Origin of the sequence: Nonomuraea sp. NPDC049646 (assembly GCF_044465525.1) — a bacterium.
Lineage (GTDB): Bacteria > Actinomycetota > Actinomycetes > Streptosporangiales > Streptosporangiaceae > Nonomuraea.
In genome coordinates, this window is sequence record NZ_JBITLU010000011.1 from 287800 (window position 1) to 303435 (window position 15636).

General features: G+C 71.7%; 15 protein-coding genes. 9 read left to right on the forward strand and 6 right to left on the reverse strand.

What is annotated here, in order from left to right; genetic code table 11:
* Nucleotides 1-79: 79 nt before the first annotated feature.
* Nucleotides 80-691, forward strand: a complete 612-nt coding sequence (locus tag ACIBQ8_RS31785) for a TetR/AcrR family transcriptional regulator (protein ID WP_358294757.1) — start codon at nucleotides 80-82, stop codon at nucleotides 689-691.
* Here ACIBQ8_RS31785 and ACIBQ8_RS31790 read toward each other — a convergent pair.
* Both ACIBQ8_RS31790 and ACIBQ8_RS31795 read right to left on the reverse strand, forming a co-directional pair.
* Entirely contained in the window at nucleotides 678-1502 is an 825-nt protein-coding gene (locus ACIBQ8_RS31790; RefSeq protein ID WP_397193710.1) for a MaoC/PaaZ C-terminal domain-containing protein, read from the reverse strand. The two genes, ACIBQ8_RS31785 and ACIBQ8_RS31790, sit on opposite strands and share 14 nt — an antisense overlap.
* A gap of 1 nt (nucleotide 1503) precedes the next feature.
* The gene (locus ACIBQ8_RS31795; protein WP_397179350.1) at nucleotides 1504-2403 is read right to left on the reverse strand and encodes an SDR family oxidoreductase; all 900 of its coding nucleotides are present in this window, start codon (nucleotides 2401-2403) and stop codon (nucleotides 1504-1506) included.
* 76 nt (nucleotides 2404-2479) lie between these two features.
* On the opposite strand from ACIBQ8_RS31795, the gene ACIBQ8_RS31800 reads away from it, so the two are divergent.
* The 3 genes from ACIBQ8_RS31800 to ACIBQ8_RS31810 all read left to right on the forward strand — a co-directional run bounded on the left by ACIBQ8_RS31800 (nucleotide 2480) and on the right by ACIBQ8_RS31810 (nucleotide 5576).
* Nucleotides 2480-3910, forward strand: coding sequence for an MFS transporter (locus ACIBQ8_RS31800; RefSeq protein WP_397193711.1), 1431 nt, complete (start codon nucleotides 2480-2482; stop codon nucleotides 3908-3910).
* A gap of 77 nt (nucleotides 3911-3987) precedes the next feature.
* Nucleotides 3988-4371 (forward strand): acyl-CoA thioesterase, encoded by a 384-nt coding sequence (locus ACIBQ8_RS31805; protein WP_397179418.1) that lies wholly within the window; start codon nucleotides 3988-3990, stop codon nucleotides 4369-4371.
* A gap of 50 nt (nucleotides 4372-4421) precedes the next feature.
* On the forward strand, nucleotides 4422-5576 hold the full coding sequence (locus ACIBQ8_RS31810; RefSeq protein WP_397193712.1) for an MFS transporter: 1155 nt from the start codon (nucleotides 4422-4424) through the stop codon (nucleotides 5574-5576).
* On the opposite strand, the gene ACIBQ8_RS31815 is transcribed toward ACIBQ8_RS31810, so the two are convergent.
* The 4 genes from ACIBQ8_RS31815 to ACIBQ8_RS31830 all read right to left on the reverse strand — a co-directional run bounded on the left by ACIBQ8_RS31815 (nucleotide 5571) and on the right by ACIBQ8_RS31830 (nucleotide 9202).
* Complete coding sequence (locus tag ACIBQ8_RS31815; protein ID WP_397193713.1) at nucleotides 5571-7079, reverse strand: glycoside hydrolase family 13 protein; 1509 nt, start codon at nucleotides 7077-7079, stop codon at nucleotides 5571-5573. The genes ACIBQ8_RS31810 and ACIBQ8_RS31815 overlap by 6 nt on opposite strands.
* Before the next feature lie 16 nt (nucleotides 7080-7095).
* On the reverse strand, nucleotides 7096-7476 hold the full coding sequence (locus ACIBQ8_RS31820) for a globin (protein WP_397193714.1): 381 nt from the start codon (nucleotides 7474-7476) through the stop codon (nucleotides 7096-7098).
* Between the two features lie 9 nt (nucleotides 7477-7485).
* Entirely contained in the window at nucleotides 7486-8373 is an 888-nt protein-coding gene (locus tag ACIBQ8_RS31825) for a mechanosensitive ion channel family protein (RefSeq protein WP_387679000.1), read from the reverse strand.
* Between the two features lie 544 nt (nucleotides 8374-8917).
* Nucleotides 8918-9202 carry a hypothetical protein gene (locus tag ACIBQ8_RS31830; RefSeq protein ID WP_352360547.1) on the reverse strand — a complete coding sequence of 95 codons (285 nt, stop codon included), beginning with the start codon at nucleotides 9200-9202 and terminating at the stop codon, nucleotides 8918-8920.
* A 272-nt stretch (nucleotides 9203-9474) separates the two neighbouring features.
* Here ACIBQ8_RS31830 and ACIBQ8_RS31835 point away from each other — a divergent pair, with 272 nt between their 5' ends.
* The 5 genes from ACIBQ8_RS31835 (at nucleotide 9475) to ACIBQ8_RS31855 (ending at nucleotide 15629) form a co-directional block, all read left to right on the forward strand.
* The gene (locus tag ACIBQ8_RS31835; RefSeq protein ID WP_397179356.1) at nucleotides 9475-11031 is read left to right on the forward strand and encodes an XRE family transcriptional regulator; all 1557 of its coding nucleotides are present in this window, start codon (nucleotides 9475-9477) and stop codon (nucleotides 11029-11031) included.
* Nucleotides 11028-11516, forward strand: coding sequence for a GNAT family N-acetyltransferase (locus ACIBQ8_RS31840; protein WP_397179357.1), 489 nt, complete (start codon nucleotides 11028-11030; stop codon nucleotides 11514-11516). The genes ACIBQ8_RS31835 and ACIBQ8_RS31840 overlap by 4 nt, the downstream gene beginning before the upstream one ends.
* 400 nt (nucleotides 11517-11916) lie before the next feature.
* A complete protein-coding gene (locus ACIBQ8_RS31845; RefSeq protein WP_397179358.1) occupies nucleotides 11917-13176 on the forward strand; it encodes a DMT family transporter in 1260 nt (419 codons plus the stop codon).
* 196 nt (nucleotides 13177-13372) lie between these two features.
* Entirely contained in the window at nucleotides 13373-15073 is a 1701-nt protein-coding gene (locus ACIBQ8_RS31850) for a tetratricopeptide repeat protein (protein WP_397193715.1), read from the forward strand.
* Nucleotides 15074-15176: 103 nt separating this feature from the next.
* Nucleotides 15177-15629 (forward strand): hypothetical protein, encoded by a 453-nt coding sequence (locus ACIBQ8_RS31855; RefSeq protein WP_397193716.1) that lies wholly within the window; start codon nucleotides 15177-15179, stop codon nucleotides 15627-15629.
* Nucleotides 15630-15636: the final 7 nt, after the last annotated feature.

Consider the following 15636-nt stretch of genomic DNA (forward strand, 5'->3'; position numbering starts at 1 on the left):
CTCTAGTACGTGATTCTAACCCGTGCGCGGCACTGGTCAAGAATCAGATTCTAGAATTCGGCGGGATAGAATGCCTGGCATGGCACGCAAGTCCTCGTGGGAGTGGAGCCGTACGGCTCAGACGCGCAAGAGCATGTTGCAGGCGGCCCGTGAGGTCTTCAGCGAGCACGGCTTCGCCGACGCCAACGTCTCGGAGGTCGTGGCCCGCGCCGGCTCCAGCGTCGGCAGCCTCTACCACCACTTCGGCGGCAAGACCGAGCTGTTCCTCGCCCTCTACGAGGACCACCAGGCGGCCCACGAGCAGGCGTCGGCCGCCAGCGTCGCCAAGGCCAAGAAGGAGGGCGTCAGCGACCCCGTCGAGCTGCTGATCGCCGGGGCCCGCGCCTACCTCGACGGCGCCTGGGACCGGCGCGACCTGGTCAGGCTCTTCATCGACGGCGACGGCCCGCCCGGCTTCGAGCTGATCCGCCGCACCCGCGGGCGCGAGTGGGTGCGCCAGAACGCCGTCCTGCTCGGCGCCGGGGGAGACCCCCTCGACCGGTTCACGGTCGCGGTGCTGACCAGCATCATCGGCGAGGCCGCCCGCGAGGTGGCCACCTCCGACACCGAGGAGGAGGCCAGGGAGATCATCGAGGCGGCGATGAAGCTCATCCACCGCCTCGATCCCCTCAGGGGGCTCAGCGACGACTGATCGTCGCCCGGCCGCGGTCGATCACCACCGTCCCGTCGTCCTTGGCGGTGCGGAACAGCACGTCCTCGCCGTCGGCCCAGATGGAGACGGTCAGCGGCTCGCCGGGGAACACCGGGCTGCTGAACCGGCCCGACATCGCCCTGAAGCGCGACGGGTCCGACCCGGCGAGCGTGTGCAGCAGCGCCCGCCCGGTCACTCCGTACGTGCACAACCCGTGCAGGATCGGCCGGTCGAACCCGGCCCTGGCGGCGAACTCCGGATCGCTGTGCAGCGGGTTGCGGTCGCCGGACAGCCGGTAGAGCAGCGCCTGGTCCGGCCGGGTCGGGTAGGTCACCTCGTGGTCGGGCGCCCGGTCCGGCGCCGCCCACTCGTCGCGGGGCCCCCGGTCGCCGCCGAAGCCGCCCTCGCCACGGATGAACACCGAGCTGCGCGAGGCGATCACCAGCTCGCCGGTCTCCAGGTCCACGGCCCTGGCCTCGGTGGTCACCAGCGCGCCCGAGCCCTTGTCGTAGATGCCGGTCACCTTCGACGTCGTCCGCACGCCGCCCGCGGGCGGCAGCTCGCGGTGCAGCTCGAAGCCCTGCTCGGCGTGGACCAGCAGGGCCGGGTCGAAGTCGCCCAGCCGCCGCCCCGGCGCCTGCGCCGCCAGCACCGCGAACGTCGGCAGCACCCGCTGCCCCTTCTCGGTGGCGAACTCCAGCTCCTCCAGGCCCGAGCCGACGCCGAGCGCGTACAGCATGGTGTCCTCGGCGGTCCAGGTGCGCTCGTGGGCCGGGCCCTCGACGCCGATCAGCGAGTGGTCGAGCGGCATGTCAGTCCTCCCGTCCGGGGACGCGGCCGTTGGTCAGGGCGTTGGGGGCGGCCTTGTCCACCAGGGCGGGGATGACCGCGCCCAGCTCGGCCGGGTCCCAGCGGCCGCCCTTGTCCACCCCGGGGCCGGCGTGCCAGCCCTCGGCCACGCTGATCATGCCGCCGCGCACGTTGAACACCCGCCCGGTCACGCCGCGCGCCTCGGCGCTGGCCAGCCAGACCACCAGCGGCGCGATGTCGTCGGGGTCGGCGCCGGTGGCCCCGGCCGGGATCAGGTTCTCCGTCATGCGGGTGAGCGCGGCGGGGGCGATGGCGTTGACGGTCACGCCGTAGCGCTCCAGCTCCCTGGCGGCGATCACGGTCAGCCCGGCGATGCCCGCCTTGGCCGCGCCGTAGTTGCCCTGGCCCGGGTTGCCGTAGATGCCGGAGGACGACGTCGTGTTGATGATCCGGGCGTCCGGCCGCTCGCCGGACTTGGCCCTGGCCCGCCAGTAGGCGGCGGCGTGCCGCAGGGGCGCGAACGTGCCGCGCAGGTGCACCCTGATCACCGCGTCCCACTCCTCGGCGGTCATGTTGACCAGCATGCGGTCGCGCAGGATCCCGGCGTTGTTGACCAGCACGTGCAGGTCGCCGAAATGCTCGACGGCCGATCTGATCAGGCGCTCGGCGCCGTCGAAGTCGGAGACGTCCTCGCCGTTGACGATCGCCTGGCCGCCCATGGCCTCGATCTCGGCCACCACCTCGGCGGCGGCCCCGGACGAGCCGGTGCCGTCCACCTCCGCGCCCAGGTCGTTGACCACCACCTTCGCGCCCTGCCTGGCGAACTCCAGGGCGTGCCCGCGCCCGATGCCCCTGGCCGCACCCGTGACGATCACCACGCGACCTTCGACGATCCCGCTCATCCGACACCTCGATCCTTGACCGGCCGACGATTTGAACTGGATTCTAGTATCAAAATCTAGAAAGGACAGGCCCTTGGTGACGACGACCACCGCTCCCGTCGGCCACGCCTGGCGCACGCTGTCGGTCGTGAGCCTGGCCAGCGTGCTGATCGGGCTGGGCGGCAGCGCGATCAACGTGGCGCTGCCCGAGATCGCCCGGCACACCGGGGCCGACGCCACGGCCGCGGGCTGGATCCTGCTGGGCTTCCAGTTGACCACGACCGTCCTCATGGTGGTATTCGGCCGCTTAGCCGACATGTTCGGCAGGCGCAGGATGTACCTGATCGGGCTGGCCGTCTACACCGGGGCCGCCCTGCTCGCCGGGCTGGCGCCCGGCGCGTGGGTGATCGTGGCCATGCGGGTCGTGCAGGCGGCCGGCGCCGCGATGCTGCTCACCAACAGCGCCGCCCTGGTCAGCGACGCCTTCCCGCGCGAGCGGCTGGGCGAGGGCATGGGCGTCTACGTGGCCTCCTTCTCCATCGCCGGGCTGATCGGCCCGACGCTCGGCGGCCTGCTCGCCTCGAACCTGGGCTGGCGCTGGGTGTTCTGGTTCAACGTGCCCATCGGGGTGATCTGCCTGGTGTGGGGCGCGCTCACGCTGCGGCGGGTCGAACCGGCCGGCCGCGAGCGCGGGCTCGACCTGCCGGGCAGCGTGCTCGTGCTGGTCACGCTGGGCGGGCTGCTGCTGGCGCTGTCGGAGTTCGGCCGGCTGGGGTGGGGGCATCCGGTGGTGGCCGCCGGGCTCGCCGCGTTCGCCGTGGGCCTGCCGCTGTTCGCGGCCAGGGAGCGGCGGGCCGCCCATCCCGTGGTGGACCTGCGGCTGTTCCGCGACCGGGCCTTCGCCTTCGGCACGCTCGCCTCCTTCCTCAACGCCGTCGCGCGGATGGGCATGGTGTTCCTCGTCGCGCTCTACTTCCAGGCCGTACGGGGGGACGATCCCGTACAGGCCGGGCTGAAGGTGCTGCCGCTGGCGGTGGCGGCCATGGTCGCGTCGGTGACGTCGGGCTTCCTCCAGCGGCTGACCAGCGCGCGCACCCTCGCCGCGGCCGGGGCCGCCACCACGACCTGCGGCCTGCTGGCGCTGCTCGGCACGATGTCGGCGAGCACGCCTTACCTGGCGGTGGCCGCCGGGCTGGTGCTCATCGGCCTCGGCTCGGGCGTCTTCCTGCCCTCCAACACCACCGCCATCCTGGACGGCCTGCCCTCAGAACGCCTCGGCATCGTCAACGCCATGCGCCTCATGCTCCAGAACACCGGCAACGTGGTCGGCACCGGCCTGGTGCTGTCGATCATCACCGCGCCGCTGCCCGCCGCGCTGCACCGGCGGGTCTTCGCCGGGACCCTGTCGCAGCTCTCCGGCGACGCGGTCGGCCTGCTCGTGACCGGTTACCGCTGGGCGCTCACCTGCATGGCCGCGATCTCGGTGCTGACCGTGCTGGCCTGCCTGGCCCGCCGCAAGGCCCGGTGACCGGCGGGCCGGACGGTACGGGTACCGTGGCGGACGTGGCAGAACCCTCCCCGGCGCACCGGCACGTCTTCCTCCGCATGGTCAGATTCGCCGACATCGACTCCCAAGGGCATGTGAACAACGTGCGCTTCCTCGACTACCTGGAGGACGCCCGCTTCGGCATGTTCGCGATCGATCCGGTCAGGGCGGGCGAGGCGCCCTTCGGAGGGCTCGTGGTCACCCGCCACGAGATCGATTACCGCCGCCCGCTGGGCCTGCGTCCCGAGCCGGTCAGGGTCGAGACCTGGGTCACCCAGATCAGGCCGGTCCGCTTCACCCTGGCCTACGAGATCCGCGACGACGACGAGGTCTACGCGACCGCCACCTCGGTGATCGTGGCCTACGACGTCGAGCGGGCCGCGCCGCGCCGGCTCGGTGAGGACGAGCTCGTCCTGCTCAAGCGCTACTCGGCCGAGGGCTGACCGCCCTGGAACCGCAGCCGCCCTCCGGGACGGGCAGGAAGCGCTGGCTGATGCTCGCGCTGGGCGTCAACGCGCATGCGAGCGTCACCTTAGGACTGTTCGGCCTGCCTCTCGTCATGCCGGAAATTGAGCGACATTTCGGTGTTCCGCTGGCAGTGGCCGGAGTCATTGGAAATGCCCCGGGAATCGGCGTTCTGGTGGCGCTCGTCGCCTGGGGCGCGCTGGCCGACCGGCACGGCGAGCGCCTGGTGCTCGGCATCGGCGTGAGCCTGGCGGCCGTGCTGCTCGCCGCCGTCGCCTTCGCCGGGCCCGCCTGGGCCGTGATCGCGCTGCTCGCGCTGGCGGGGGCGGCCGGCTCGGCGGCCATGGTCGGCGGCGGCCGGATCGTCCTGCGCTGGTTCCAGCCGCCCGAGCGCGGGGTCGCCATGGGCCTGCGCCAGGTGTCCTACACCCTCGGCATGGCCGTCGCGGCGTTCGTGCTGCCGCCGGTCGCGCGGGCGCACGGGCTGCCCGGCGTGCTGCTCGTCTGCTCCGCCGTGAGCCTGCTGGCCGCCGTCCTGGCCGCGCTGTTCCTGGCCGAGCCGCCGCGCTCGATCGCCGGGGGGAGCGCGGGGCCGGCGCGGTCGCCGTACCGGCAGCCGGCGCTGTGGCGGGTGCACGCGACCAGCGGGCTGCACGCGGTGCCGCAGATCGTGGTCAGCACGTACGGCGTCACCTGCCTGGTCGGCCTGTACGGCTGGGACGCCGTGGCCGCCGGCCAGCTCTTCGGCCTGTCGGCCGTCGCCGGGGCCGTGGTCCGCGTGGCCGTCGGCCGCTGGTCGGACCGGGTCGGCCTGCGGATGCGTCCCCTGCTGCTGCTCACCTGCGCCTGCCTGGCCGTGCTCGCCCTGCTGGTCGTGGGCACGGCGACGGACAGCCTGCTCGGCCCGGTGGCGCTGGCCACGGCCTCGGTGCTCACCGTGTCCGGCAACGGGCTGGCCTACCTGCGGGCGGGCGAGCTGGCCGGCCCCGCCTGGGCGGGCAAGGTGCTCGGCACCCACAACACCGTCCAGAACGTCGTCGCCCTCGGGGTGACGCCGCTGGCCGGGGCGCTGATCACCGGGACGGGGTACTGGGCGGCGTACGCGGCCGGCCTGGCCTGCGCGCTGGTGTCGCTGCCCGTCATCCCCGTCCGCGGCGAGCAGCGGGCCGGCCCTCGGTCATGAGGCCCTGCGCAGCCACACGGCGGTGTCCGGCGGCAGCGTCCCGGCCTCGACCGGGCCGCTGGACAGCAGCATCGCGTCGTGCGGCGGCAGCCGTACGGCCTCCATCCCGCAGTTGATCGCGCAGATCAGCGGGCCCCTGGAGAAGAAAAGCGCTCCCTCGGGGGAGTCCAGCCACTCCAGGGTGTAGGGAATCACACCCGCCAGCTCGCGGCGGCAGGCCAGGGCCCGGCGGTAGAACTCCAGCGTCGAGTCCGCGTCGCCCTCCTGCTTCTCGGCCGTCAGCTCGGCGAAGGCGGCCGGCTGCGGCAGCCAGGGCCGCACGCCGGGCGGCGAGAACCCGTAGGAGGGCGACTCCGCCGACCAGGGCAGCGGCACCCGGCAGCCGTCGCGACCCGGCAGCTTGCCCTCCGACTGGAAGAACACCGGGTCCTGCCTGGCCTCGGCCGGCAGGTCGGTCACCTCCGGCAGGCCCAGCTCCTCGCCCTGGTAGAGGTAGGCGGAGCCGGGCAGCGCCAGCATCGTGAGCAGCGCCGCCCTGGCCCGCGCCAGGCCCGTGCCGGGATCGGCGGTCTCGTAGCGGGTGCGATGGCGTACGACGTCGTGGTTGGACAGCACCCAGGTGGCGTACGGGACCGAGGCCAGGGTGTCTTCGATCACCTTCCTGAACGCGGTCGGCGACCACGGCGCCTGCAGCCAGGCGAAGTTGAAGCTCTGGTGCAGCTCGTCGGGGCGCACGTAGAGGGCCAGGTCCTCGGCGCTGTCGGTCCAGACCTCGCCGACGGCCATCCGCTGGCCGGGGTAGCTGTCCAGCACCTTGCGCCAGTCGCGGTAGACGCCGTGCACCTCCGGCTGCCCCCAGACCGGCGAGACCGACGTGAACGACTGGTCGCCGACGTCGGGCAGCCCCTCGGCCTTGTACAGGCCCATCGCGACGTCGATGCGGAACCCGTCCACGCCCTTGTCCAGCCAGAAGCGCAGGACGTCGAGGAACTCCGCGTGCACCTCGGGGTTGCGCCAGTTGAAGTCGGGCTGGCCGGGGGCGAACAGGTGCAGGTACCACTGCCCGTCGGGGACCTGGGTCCAGGCCGGCCCGCCGAACGTGGACTGCCAGTTGTTGGTCGTGTCGCGGAAGACGTACCGGTCGCGCTTCTCGCCCCGCAGCGCGGCCTGGAACCAGGGGTGCTCGGCGGAGCTGTGGTTGGGGACGATGTCCACCAGCACCTTCAGCCCGTGCTCGTGGGCCTCGGCCACCAGCGCGTCGAAGTCGGCCAGCGTGCCGAACAGCGGGTCGACGCCGCGGTAGTCCGCCACGTCGTAACCGCCGTCGGCCATCGGAGAGGGGTAGAACGGCGTCAGCCAGATGGCGTCGACCCCCAGCCTCCTCAGGTACGGGATCCGCTCCCGCACCCCGGCCAGGTCGCCGACGCCGTCTCCGGAGGCGTCGGCGAAGCTGCGAACGTAGATCTCGTAGACGACGGCATCACGCCACCAGGGGATATCCATGTGGGCGTCATGCCCGTTATGTCGGCGAGTTCACCAAGCTGTGGGCCGCATAGACCAGATAGTCCCAGAGCCGGGTCGCCTGATCCTCGGGCAGGCCGAGCGAGTCGACCGCGTCACGCATGTGCCGCAGCCAGGCGTCGCGCTCGGCCTCCCCGATCACGAACGGCACGTGCCGCATGCGCAGCCGGGGATGGCCACGCTCCCGGCTGTAGGTGTTGGGGCCGCCCCAGTACTGGATCAGGAATCCGCGCAGCCGGTCCTCGGCGCCCGTCAGGTCGGGCTCGGGGTAGAGCGGCCGCAGCAGGGGGTCTTCCGCGACACCTTCGTAGAAACGGTGGACGAGGCGGCGGAAGGTCTCCTCGCCGCCTACGGCGTCGTAGAAGGAGGTCTCTGTCACGTTCTCACCTTATGCAATGGCGACCATGGGGATTCCGGCGGAGTCCAGGGCGGCCTTCACCCTGAGCCGGATCTCCCGGGCGACCTCGGCCTGGCGGGAGGGCAGCGTCTTGGCGGTGATGCGGAACACCAGCGCGCTGTCGGAGAGCTGCTCCACGCCGTACACCTGGGGCTCCTCCACGATCACGCTCTCGCGGAACTCGGGGTCGGCCCAGATCTCCTCGGCCACGATCTCCAGCGCCGCCCGCACGGCGGTGATGTCGGCGTCGTAGGCCACCGGTACGTCGAAGTAGGCCCGCGACCAGCCCTGCGACTCGTTGCCGACGCGGGTGATCGTGCCGTTGCGCACGTACCAGACGCGGCCGTCGGCGTCGCGCAGCCGGGTGACCCGCAGGGTGACCGCCTCGACGGTGCCGACGGCGGCGCCCGCGTCGATCACGTCGCCCACGCCGTACTGGTCCTCCAGCAGCATGAACATGCCGGCGATGAAGTCCTTGACCAGCTCCTGCGCGCCGAAGCCGATCGCCACGCCCAGGATGCCGACGCTGGTCAGCAGCGGGGCGATGGGGATCGTCAGCCGGTCGAGCACGGTCAGGATGGCGGTGCCGAGGACGACGATGGAGGCGATGTGCTTGAGCACCGACCCCATGGTCTCGGCCCGCTGCTTGCGGCGCTCGTGCAGCAGCGCGTCGATGCCGTCGGTGGCCGCGTTGCGGCGGAACCTGTTGGTGAGCGAGCCGCCGGTGGCTGCCCGGTTCACCACCTTGGTGATCAGTCGGTGCGAGATGTTCCGCACGACGAACCCGAACACCAGGATCAGCACGATGGTGATCAAGCTGGCCAGCAACGGCGCCCATGACACGTTGCCCAGCCAGTCGACCAGGGGACCACAGATCACCGTGTCACCTTGACAGGCTTGCGCCATCTGCGAGCTCACTTTGTCCAAGTCCTGCACGAGCGACGAATCTGCCGGCGTGGGTGTAGGCGATGGCCCTGATGTCACCAACAGGAACACTGGGTGGATTCCCCCTCAGGAAGCGGTTCGGTCAGCGGCAAATCAGTCCAATTGGATCTAAAAATACCGCTGACCGAACCGGCCGCCGTCACATCACGCCGGGGAAGACGGGGTCGCCAGGTCTCTGGGCCGCGGAGGGAGAGACCGGACGCTCCGATGACGGTCGGCTCGGACGGGCCACACACCCGGAAGCATGGCCCGTACCGGTTCCAAGGGGGGAGGTGATCCCCCCGGCACCCGGCGGGCGCACCCGCCGGGCTGATCTGCGCGCACGGGCGTCGCGCCCGCGCGAAGGGCCGGAACCGGCGGGACGATCAGGGGCCCGGGGATCCGGACGCCCTCCGCACCGATCGTCCCGCCGGCCCCGCGGGGCCGCCGTGGGGGCGGTGACCCGTGGTGGCTGCGCTCCACCCGGATCACCGCGTCGTCACTCTCCCACCGCGGCGAGCACGCGTGCGACCTTGGTCGCGGCACCGGCCGGGTCGTCGGCCGTGTGCATGGGTTCGCCCCAGGACCAGCAGTACCACCAGTCGGGAAGGTCCGAGGCGTTCGCCGGCCGGCAGGTGACGTTCTCGGACAGGCTCGTCGCCTTCGGGTTGATGACGCGTACGAACTGCCGGCCGCTCTGGGTCTGGACCACTCGTGCGAGCAGACCGCGAGCGCCGAGTTCGGATACGAGGCGCTGCAGATGTCCGATCTTGTCGTCCGTCACCTTCTCGTCCTCCTTGGGAATCGTTGCTGGTGGGCCAAACATGGCTCAAGTCAACAGCACACGCAACGCCGTCCTGCTGATCACAGGGAGTGGCTATTCCCTCATGGGTTGTAAGAAACAGTCCCTCGGAGGACGATCCTTAACCGTAGGCTTGATGAGCACGTTTCCAAACGGTCCTCACTGCCTCATAGTCATCTCTAGGCGAAGAGCTACCTGAGGGCTACGCTGAGTCACCAGTCTTGACGGGTCGAGACATCGGGAGAGGGGCCGGGATGTCCGGCAGGCAGCACAGGGAAACGGAGATCGCCCGGCGGATCAGGGCCAAGGGCCTTGCCACCGGGCGCACCTCCGCCCAGATAGCTGAAGAGATCCACGAGGCGTGCTCGCCGCAGTTCAGCACGACCCGCATCAAAGCGCACCGCCTGTCCTACGGCATCGCGCTCGCGGACGTGATCGAGCAGGTGCGCGCGTTGTTCGAGCGCGACGCCAAGGCGCCGCCGGGCATCGGCGAGACGTTGCTGTCGGCGTACGAGAGCGGGCTCAAGCGGCCGGGCCCCGAATACCTCCACTACCTGTGCTCGGTCTACCGGGTCGAGCCCATCGAGCTCGGCTTCGACGGGCCCTGCATCTGCGGCCACGGCCACCGGATGCCCGGCGTGCTCGGCGAGCCCGCCAACCGCGTGCCCGGGTCGGCGTCGCTCCCGCGCGACCTGGTGATCCATCCGATGACCGTCGAGGCCGACGCCCAGGAGGACGAGAACATCCTCCGGCGCACGTTGTTAAACCTGCTCGACACCGACGTGTCGTTCAAGCAGCAGTTCGACGGGCCGGTGCTGGGGGCGTGCGAGGGCATCCGGCGGCGGATGGACGAGACGCTGGTCTCGGCCACCGTGTCGGGCGGCATGCTCGACCAGTGGGAGGAGGCGACGCTGGCCTTCGGCCGCCAGTACACCACGACGCCCCCGCTGCGGTTGCTGTGCGACGTGCTGCTGGAGCTGAGCGCGGTCCGCACGGCGTTGTCCCGGCGCCAGCCGATCGACCTCCAGGACCGGCTGTGCCGCATGGCCGCGCAGCTCGCCGGCCTGAGCGGCATGGTGATGATCAACCTGGGCGACCACCGGCTGGCCCGGTCGTTCTTCCGCACCGGCCGCATCGCCGCCGACGAGACCGGCGACCGCGCGCTGCGGGCCTGGATCACGGCCAGGGAGTCGCTCGTCCCCCTCTACTACGGCGACGCCCGCGAGGCGCTCAACCTGGCCAAGAAGAGCCGCGACCTGGCGGGCGCCGTGCCGTGCGTGGCCCAGGCCATGGCGCCGGTCGTCGAGGCGCGGGCGCTGGCCATGCTCTCGGGCACCGACAGCAAGAAGGAGGTCGTCGACCAGGCCAAGCGCGCGCTGGCCCGGGCCAGGAGCGCCTTCGCGCACATGAAGAGCGAGGAGCAGGAGGACATGGCCTTCGGCTACACCGAGAAGCAGCTCTACTTCTACCAGGGCGATGTGCTCACCAAGCTCGGCCAGACCATCGAGGCCGAGGTGGTACTCGACCAGGCCCTCGGCCAGTACGAGGACCACGTCCTCGACCAGACCCTGATCAGGCTCGACCAGGCCCAGTGCCGCCTCCTGGAGGGTGACATCGACGAAGCCCTGCACATTGGGACGAACGCCTTGCGCAATCTGGGGGATGAATACCTTACGGACCTCATCATCCGCCCAGCGCTCGCGCTGGAGCAGGCGATCATGAAGAAGGACGACAAACATCAGATGCTGGCTGAATTCAGCGCCCAGCTGCGGCGTCGGAAATTGGCCCAGAAGGAAGGGAGCGGTGGATGACGTTGAAGATCCGGCGGTACCGCTGGTCCGATCTCGACACCATCCTCGCGCTGCACCGGATCTGCCTGGCCGAGGTGGGTCTCCAACCCGGCGACGGCGTCTACTACGACGACGACTTCCCCCGCATCCAGGAGATCTACCTGGCCTGCGGAGGTGACTTCATCGTCGGCGAGACCGGCTCGCGGGTGGTCGCCATGGGCGGCCTGAAGCCCGTCGACCGGGAGACCGCCGAGGTGTGCAGACTCCGGGTCCATCCCGACTTCCAGCGGCGCGGCTACGGCGGCGCCATGCTCTCGGCCCTCGAAGACCGCGCCCTGGAGCTCGGCTTCAGCAGCCTGCGCGGCGACACCACGCTCAACCAGGGCGCGGCCCTGGCGCTGTACGCCCGTCAGGGCTGGCGTGAGCTGTCGCGCCGCCAGGTGGGCGACCTCGTCGTCATCTACGGCGAGAAACGGCTGGCGCCCGCGCCGGCCATGGAGCTCTAGCTCCGACGACGACGCCGCGGTCCGACGCTTCCGGATCCGGCGGTCTCCCGCCCCATCCCCTCCTGGGGCCCTGGCTGGTTCTCCCTTTCCGCCCCCGCGGCGCTCCTGCGACCTCTACGCTCAGGCGTGACCACACCGCCTCGCGATGATCGCGGAGAGTGACGATCTCCGGGGCGAGGCGTCGGCCCGTTCGCACGGTACGCGCACGCGTCCGTACACAGTGCGAATGTGGAGAGCTCGGCCGTACCAGGCAGTAACCGCAGGAAAGAGCAGTTTTCGCCGCCGCCGGTATGGATGTTTCGGGCCTGGAGTGAGGGTCTTAACTCCAAGTGGAACAGTAACCTCACCGGCTTCGCCGCGTGCTCTGGTGAATGCATTTAGTAGTGGCATGCTCTGCTCCATGGCAGGCGTGCCCGCTCCCCGACCCCTCCTGGGAGCCGTGCTTCTGTTGTTCGTCAGCGCCGCTTGGGGGTCGGCGTTCCCGCTGATGAAGGATCTCATTCTCCGGTTACCGGTCGAGGACCTGCTGGCCGAGCGGTATCTCATCGCCGCGGTGACGCTGGTCGTCATCCGGCCGCGCTCGCTGCGGCGGCTGCCGCGCCGGACGTGGGTCAACGGGCTCGTGCTGGGGCTGCTGTTCGGCGTCGGGCAGACCGCCCAGGCGTTCGCGCTGCACAGCCTGCCCTCGGCGGTGTCGGGGTTCGCCGTCGGGTGCAGCGTGGTGATCACTCCGGTCCTGGCCCTGGTGATGTTCAGGAGCCGGGCGCCGCGGCGGGTGTGGGCCGGGGTGGTGCTCGCCATGGCGGGGATGACCGTGTTCACGCTGCTGCGCGGGGTCGAGGACCACGAGGTCTCGCTGCTCGCGCTCGGCGTCACGCTCACGGCCGCGGCGCTCTACTCGGCCCACACGCTCATGCTCGCCGAGCTGTCCAAGAAGGGCGAACGCTTCCACGCGTACGCGCTGACCACGATCCAGCTCTTCACGATCGGCATCCTCACCGGGGGCTTCGCGCTGCGCGGCGGGATCACGCTGCCGTCCAGCCTGCCCGACTGGGCGATCCTGGCGCACCTGGCCGTGGTGTCGTGCGCGCTGGGGTTCCTGGCCCGCTCGTACGGGCAGAAGCACGTGCCGGCCGTGCCCAGCGCGATCATGATGTCCTCTCAGCCCCTCTGGGTGGCCGCCATCGCGGTGATCTGGTTCCACGAGCAGGTGGGCTGGAGCATGGTGATGGGCGGCGGGCTGATGGCCGCGGCGATGCTGCTCGCCCTGCCCGAGCGGGCGGCCGGGGGAAAAGAGAGCCGGCCTGGCAGGAGCGACCTGCTGGAGGTCTCCCGCCGCGCCGCGTCGGTGCTGGCCGACCTGCGGATCAAGCGTGAGGACCGGCTGCGGTTCGAGCCGGGGCCGGCGCCGTTCATCGCCAAGAGCGCGTGCAAGGACGTCGAGGCGTGCCCGTGGAACGCCCACGCGCTCAAGGGCGGCGGGGAGCCGAGCCTGGAGCGCCTGATCGAGCGGGCGACCGCGATCGTGCGCGCCAAGAAGCTGCCGGGGCCCGGCTGCTGCCAGTCCGTCACGCTGGTCGGGCGGTGCCTGTGCACGTTGATGGAGGAATCGGAACAGGCGCGGGTCGCGGCGGTCGATCATTGGTTTCGGTCTCAATAGGCTGCGGGACGCGCACAAATGCCAGGTAGTTCTTATTCGCTAAACCGCCACTTACTCACCATAAATCTTGATATCCGGTTGGGTGTCCGAATAATGGATAGTCACACCCATCGGAGAGGCACGTCATGAAGCGCATCGTCGTCCGTAAGCCAGGCACCGCGAGGCTCGCAGGGACCGCAGGCGTCATCCACAAGGGGTGACCGAGCGCAGGTCCCACCTCAGCGTCCAGGGCGGCCCGCCCGCCCGATGGGGGGCCGTGCGGCTGCTGATGCCGGTCATCGACGCGCATCGCCGGCCGCGCGGCCCCTACACCGTGGGCGCCGCGCTGCTGCGGCGCCTGGTGCCGGACGCCCCGCGCGAGCTGCTCGCGGCCTACGACATCGAGATCCGGGCGGTCGCGCCCGAGCTGGCCGGGCAGGTGCCCGTCCGGCGGACGACCATCGACGCCGGGCTGCCGGACGAGGAGCGCATCCTGGTGCCGGCGCCCCGCCGTACGCTGAGGCTGGCCAACGGGATCGCCGAGTTCGTCCGGGCGGCCGTGCGGCCGGGCGCGACGCTCGCAGTGTGCAACGGCGCGCACGCCGACCCCACCGACACCGAGCTGCTCGACGTCCTGACCAGGCGGGTCCCGGCCGGCACGCTGGCCGTCGCGGTCTACGCCGAGGGCCCCGAGCCGCCGCCCGACGAGCGTGGCGCCGACGAGCTGTGGCTGCTGGTGGACCGTTGCATGCGCGAGGGCTTCCTGCACGCCGCGGCCGAGCTGGGGGAGCTCGGCCTGGCCCGGACCGAACCGGGGCAGGCCCCCTGGTGGCGCTTCGCCCAGCGCACCGCCACCGCGCTCGGCGGGCTCGGCCGCGTCCAGGAGGCGCGGACGCTGTGGGACCGGGCCCGCGCGGCCAGCCAGGACCCGGTCGTGCACGCCGCCGCCGCGTACGGGACGGCCATGCTCGACGCCCGCCACCCCGACCCGGCGCAGCGCGACCTGGGCAGGGCCCGCCGCTGGCTCAACGCGGCCATCGCCATCTCCAGCCTGCTGCCCGACCCCTTCGAACGGGCCTTCAAACTCGGCTTCGACCGCAACGGCCTGGCCCTGGTCGAGCTGCGGCACGGACGGCTGGAAGCCGCGCTGTCGCTGGTGGAGTCGGCCGTCGAGCTGGCCGTCGAGCTGGGCGACCGGCACCCGCTGCACCGGATGGTGCTGCTGACCAACCGCGCCCAGCTCCTCGGCGCGCTCGGCCACGCCAAGGAGGCCCTGGAGGACTACACCGCCGCCATCGCCCTGGACCCCGGCTTCCCCGACACCTACCTGGAACGCGGCAACCTGCTGTTCCGGCTGGGGGAGTCCGAGGAGGCGCTGGCCGACTACGAACGGGCCATGCGGGCCGGGCCGCCGCTGCCGGAGGCGTACTACAACCGGGCGGAGCTGCGTACCGTGCGGGGTGACGTGGAGGGGGCGCTCGCCGATCTCGGCACGGTGATCGAGCTGGACCCCGGCTACCTCGACGCCTACGTCAACCGCGCCGGGCTGCTGGCGGCGGCGGAGCGGGACGAGGAGGCCAGGGCCGACGTCACGGCCGGGCTCGCCCGCGCGCCGCGGAACCCGCACCTGCTCACCGTGCTCGGCCAGCTGGAGACGGCGGCGGGCCGCTTCGACGAGGCCGCGGCGGCCCTCGACCTGGCCCTGGAGCACGCCCCCGAGCTGGCCGCCGCCTGGGGCAACCGGGGCGTGCTGCGCTACGCCACGGGCGACGCCGAAGGCGCGCTGGCCGACCTGACCCGGGCCGTCGAGCTGGACCGGCAGCCCGACCTGTACGCCAACCGCGCCGTCGCCCTGCGCGCCCTGGGCAGGACCGCCGAGGCGGAGGCCGACGAGCTCCGCGCGGCCGCCTCCTCCTGACAGCCGTCTCCTGCTGACGGCGGCCTCCTGCTGACAGTGGCCTCCTGCTGACAGTGGCCTCCTGCTGACGGCGGCCTCCTCCTGGCAGTGGGACGATTACTGCATGACGGGGCGTATAGGGCGAGCCGCGGGGGTGTGCGGGGCACTGGGGGTGTTGTGGTGGGCCACCGCCCGGCTGACCTGGGCGGGCGTCGGCTGCGCCGACTGGGACTGCCTGGCCGCGGCACTCGGCGCCCTCCTGGCGATCAGCCTGGTCATGCTCGCCGGAGCCGCGTACGTGCTGGAGCGCGTGGACGTGCGGCCCGCGCGGCGCGCCGCCCTGGTGGCCGCCGGGGCGGCGGTGGCGTTCTGGGCGGCCGGGAAGCTCCTGCCGTCGCTGCCGTACACCGCCGCGCAGGCCGTGGGCGCCGCGGTCGTGTTCGCCGGGGCGGGGGCCGTCGCGGCGTTCGTGACCGGGCCGGGGCTCGCGTTGCGGTGGCGGGTGCTGATCGCGCTGGCGCTGGCCGGCGTGCCGTGCGGGGTGTTCGCCGTGCTCTGGTTCGGGCTCGGCGGCTGACCGCGGG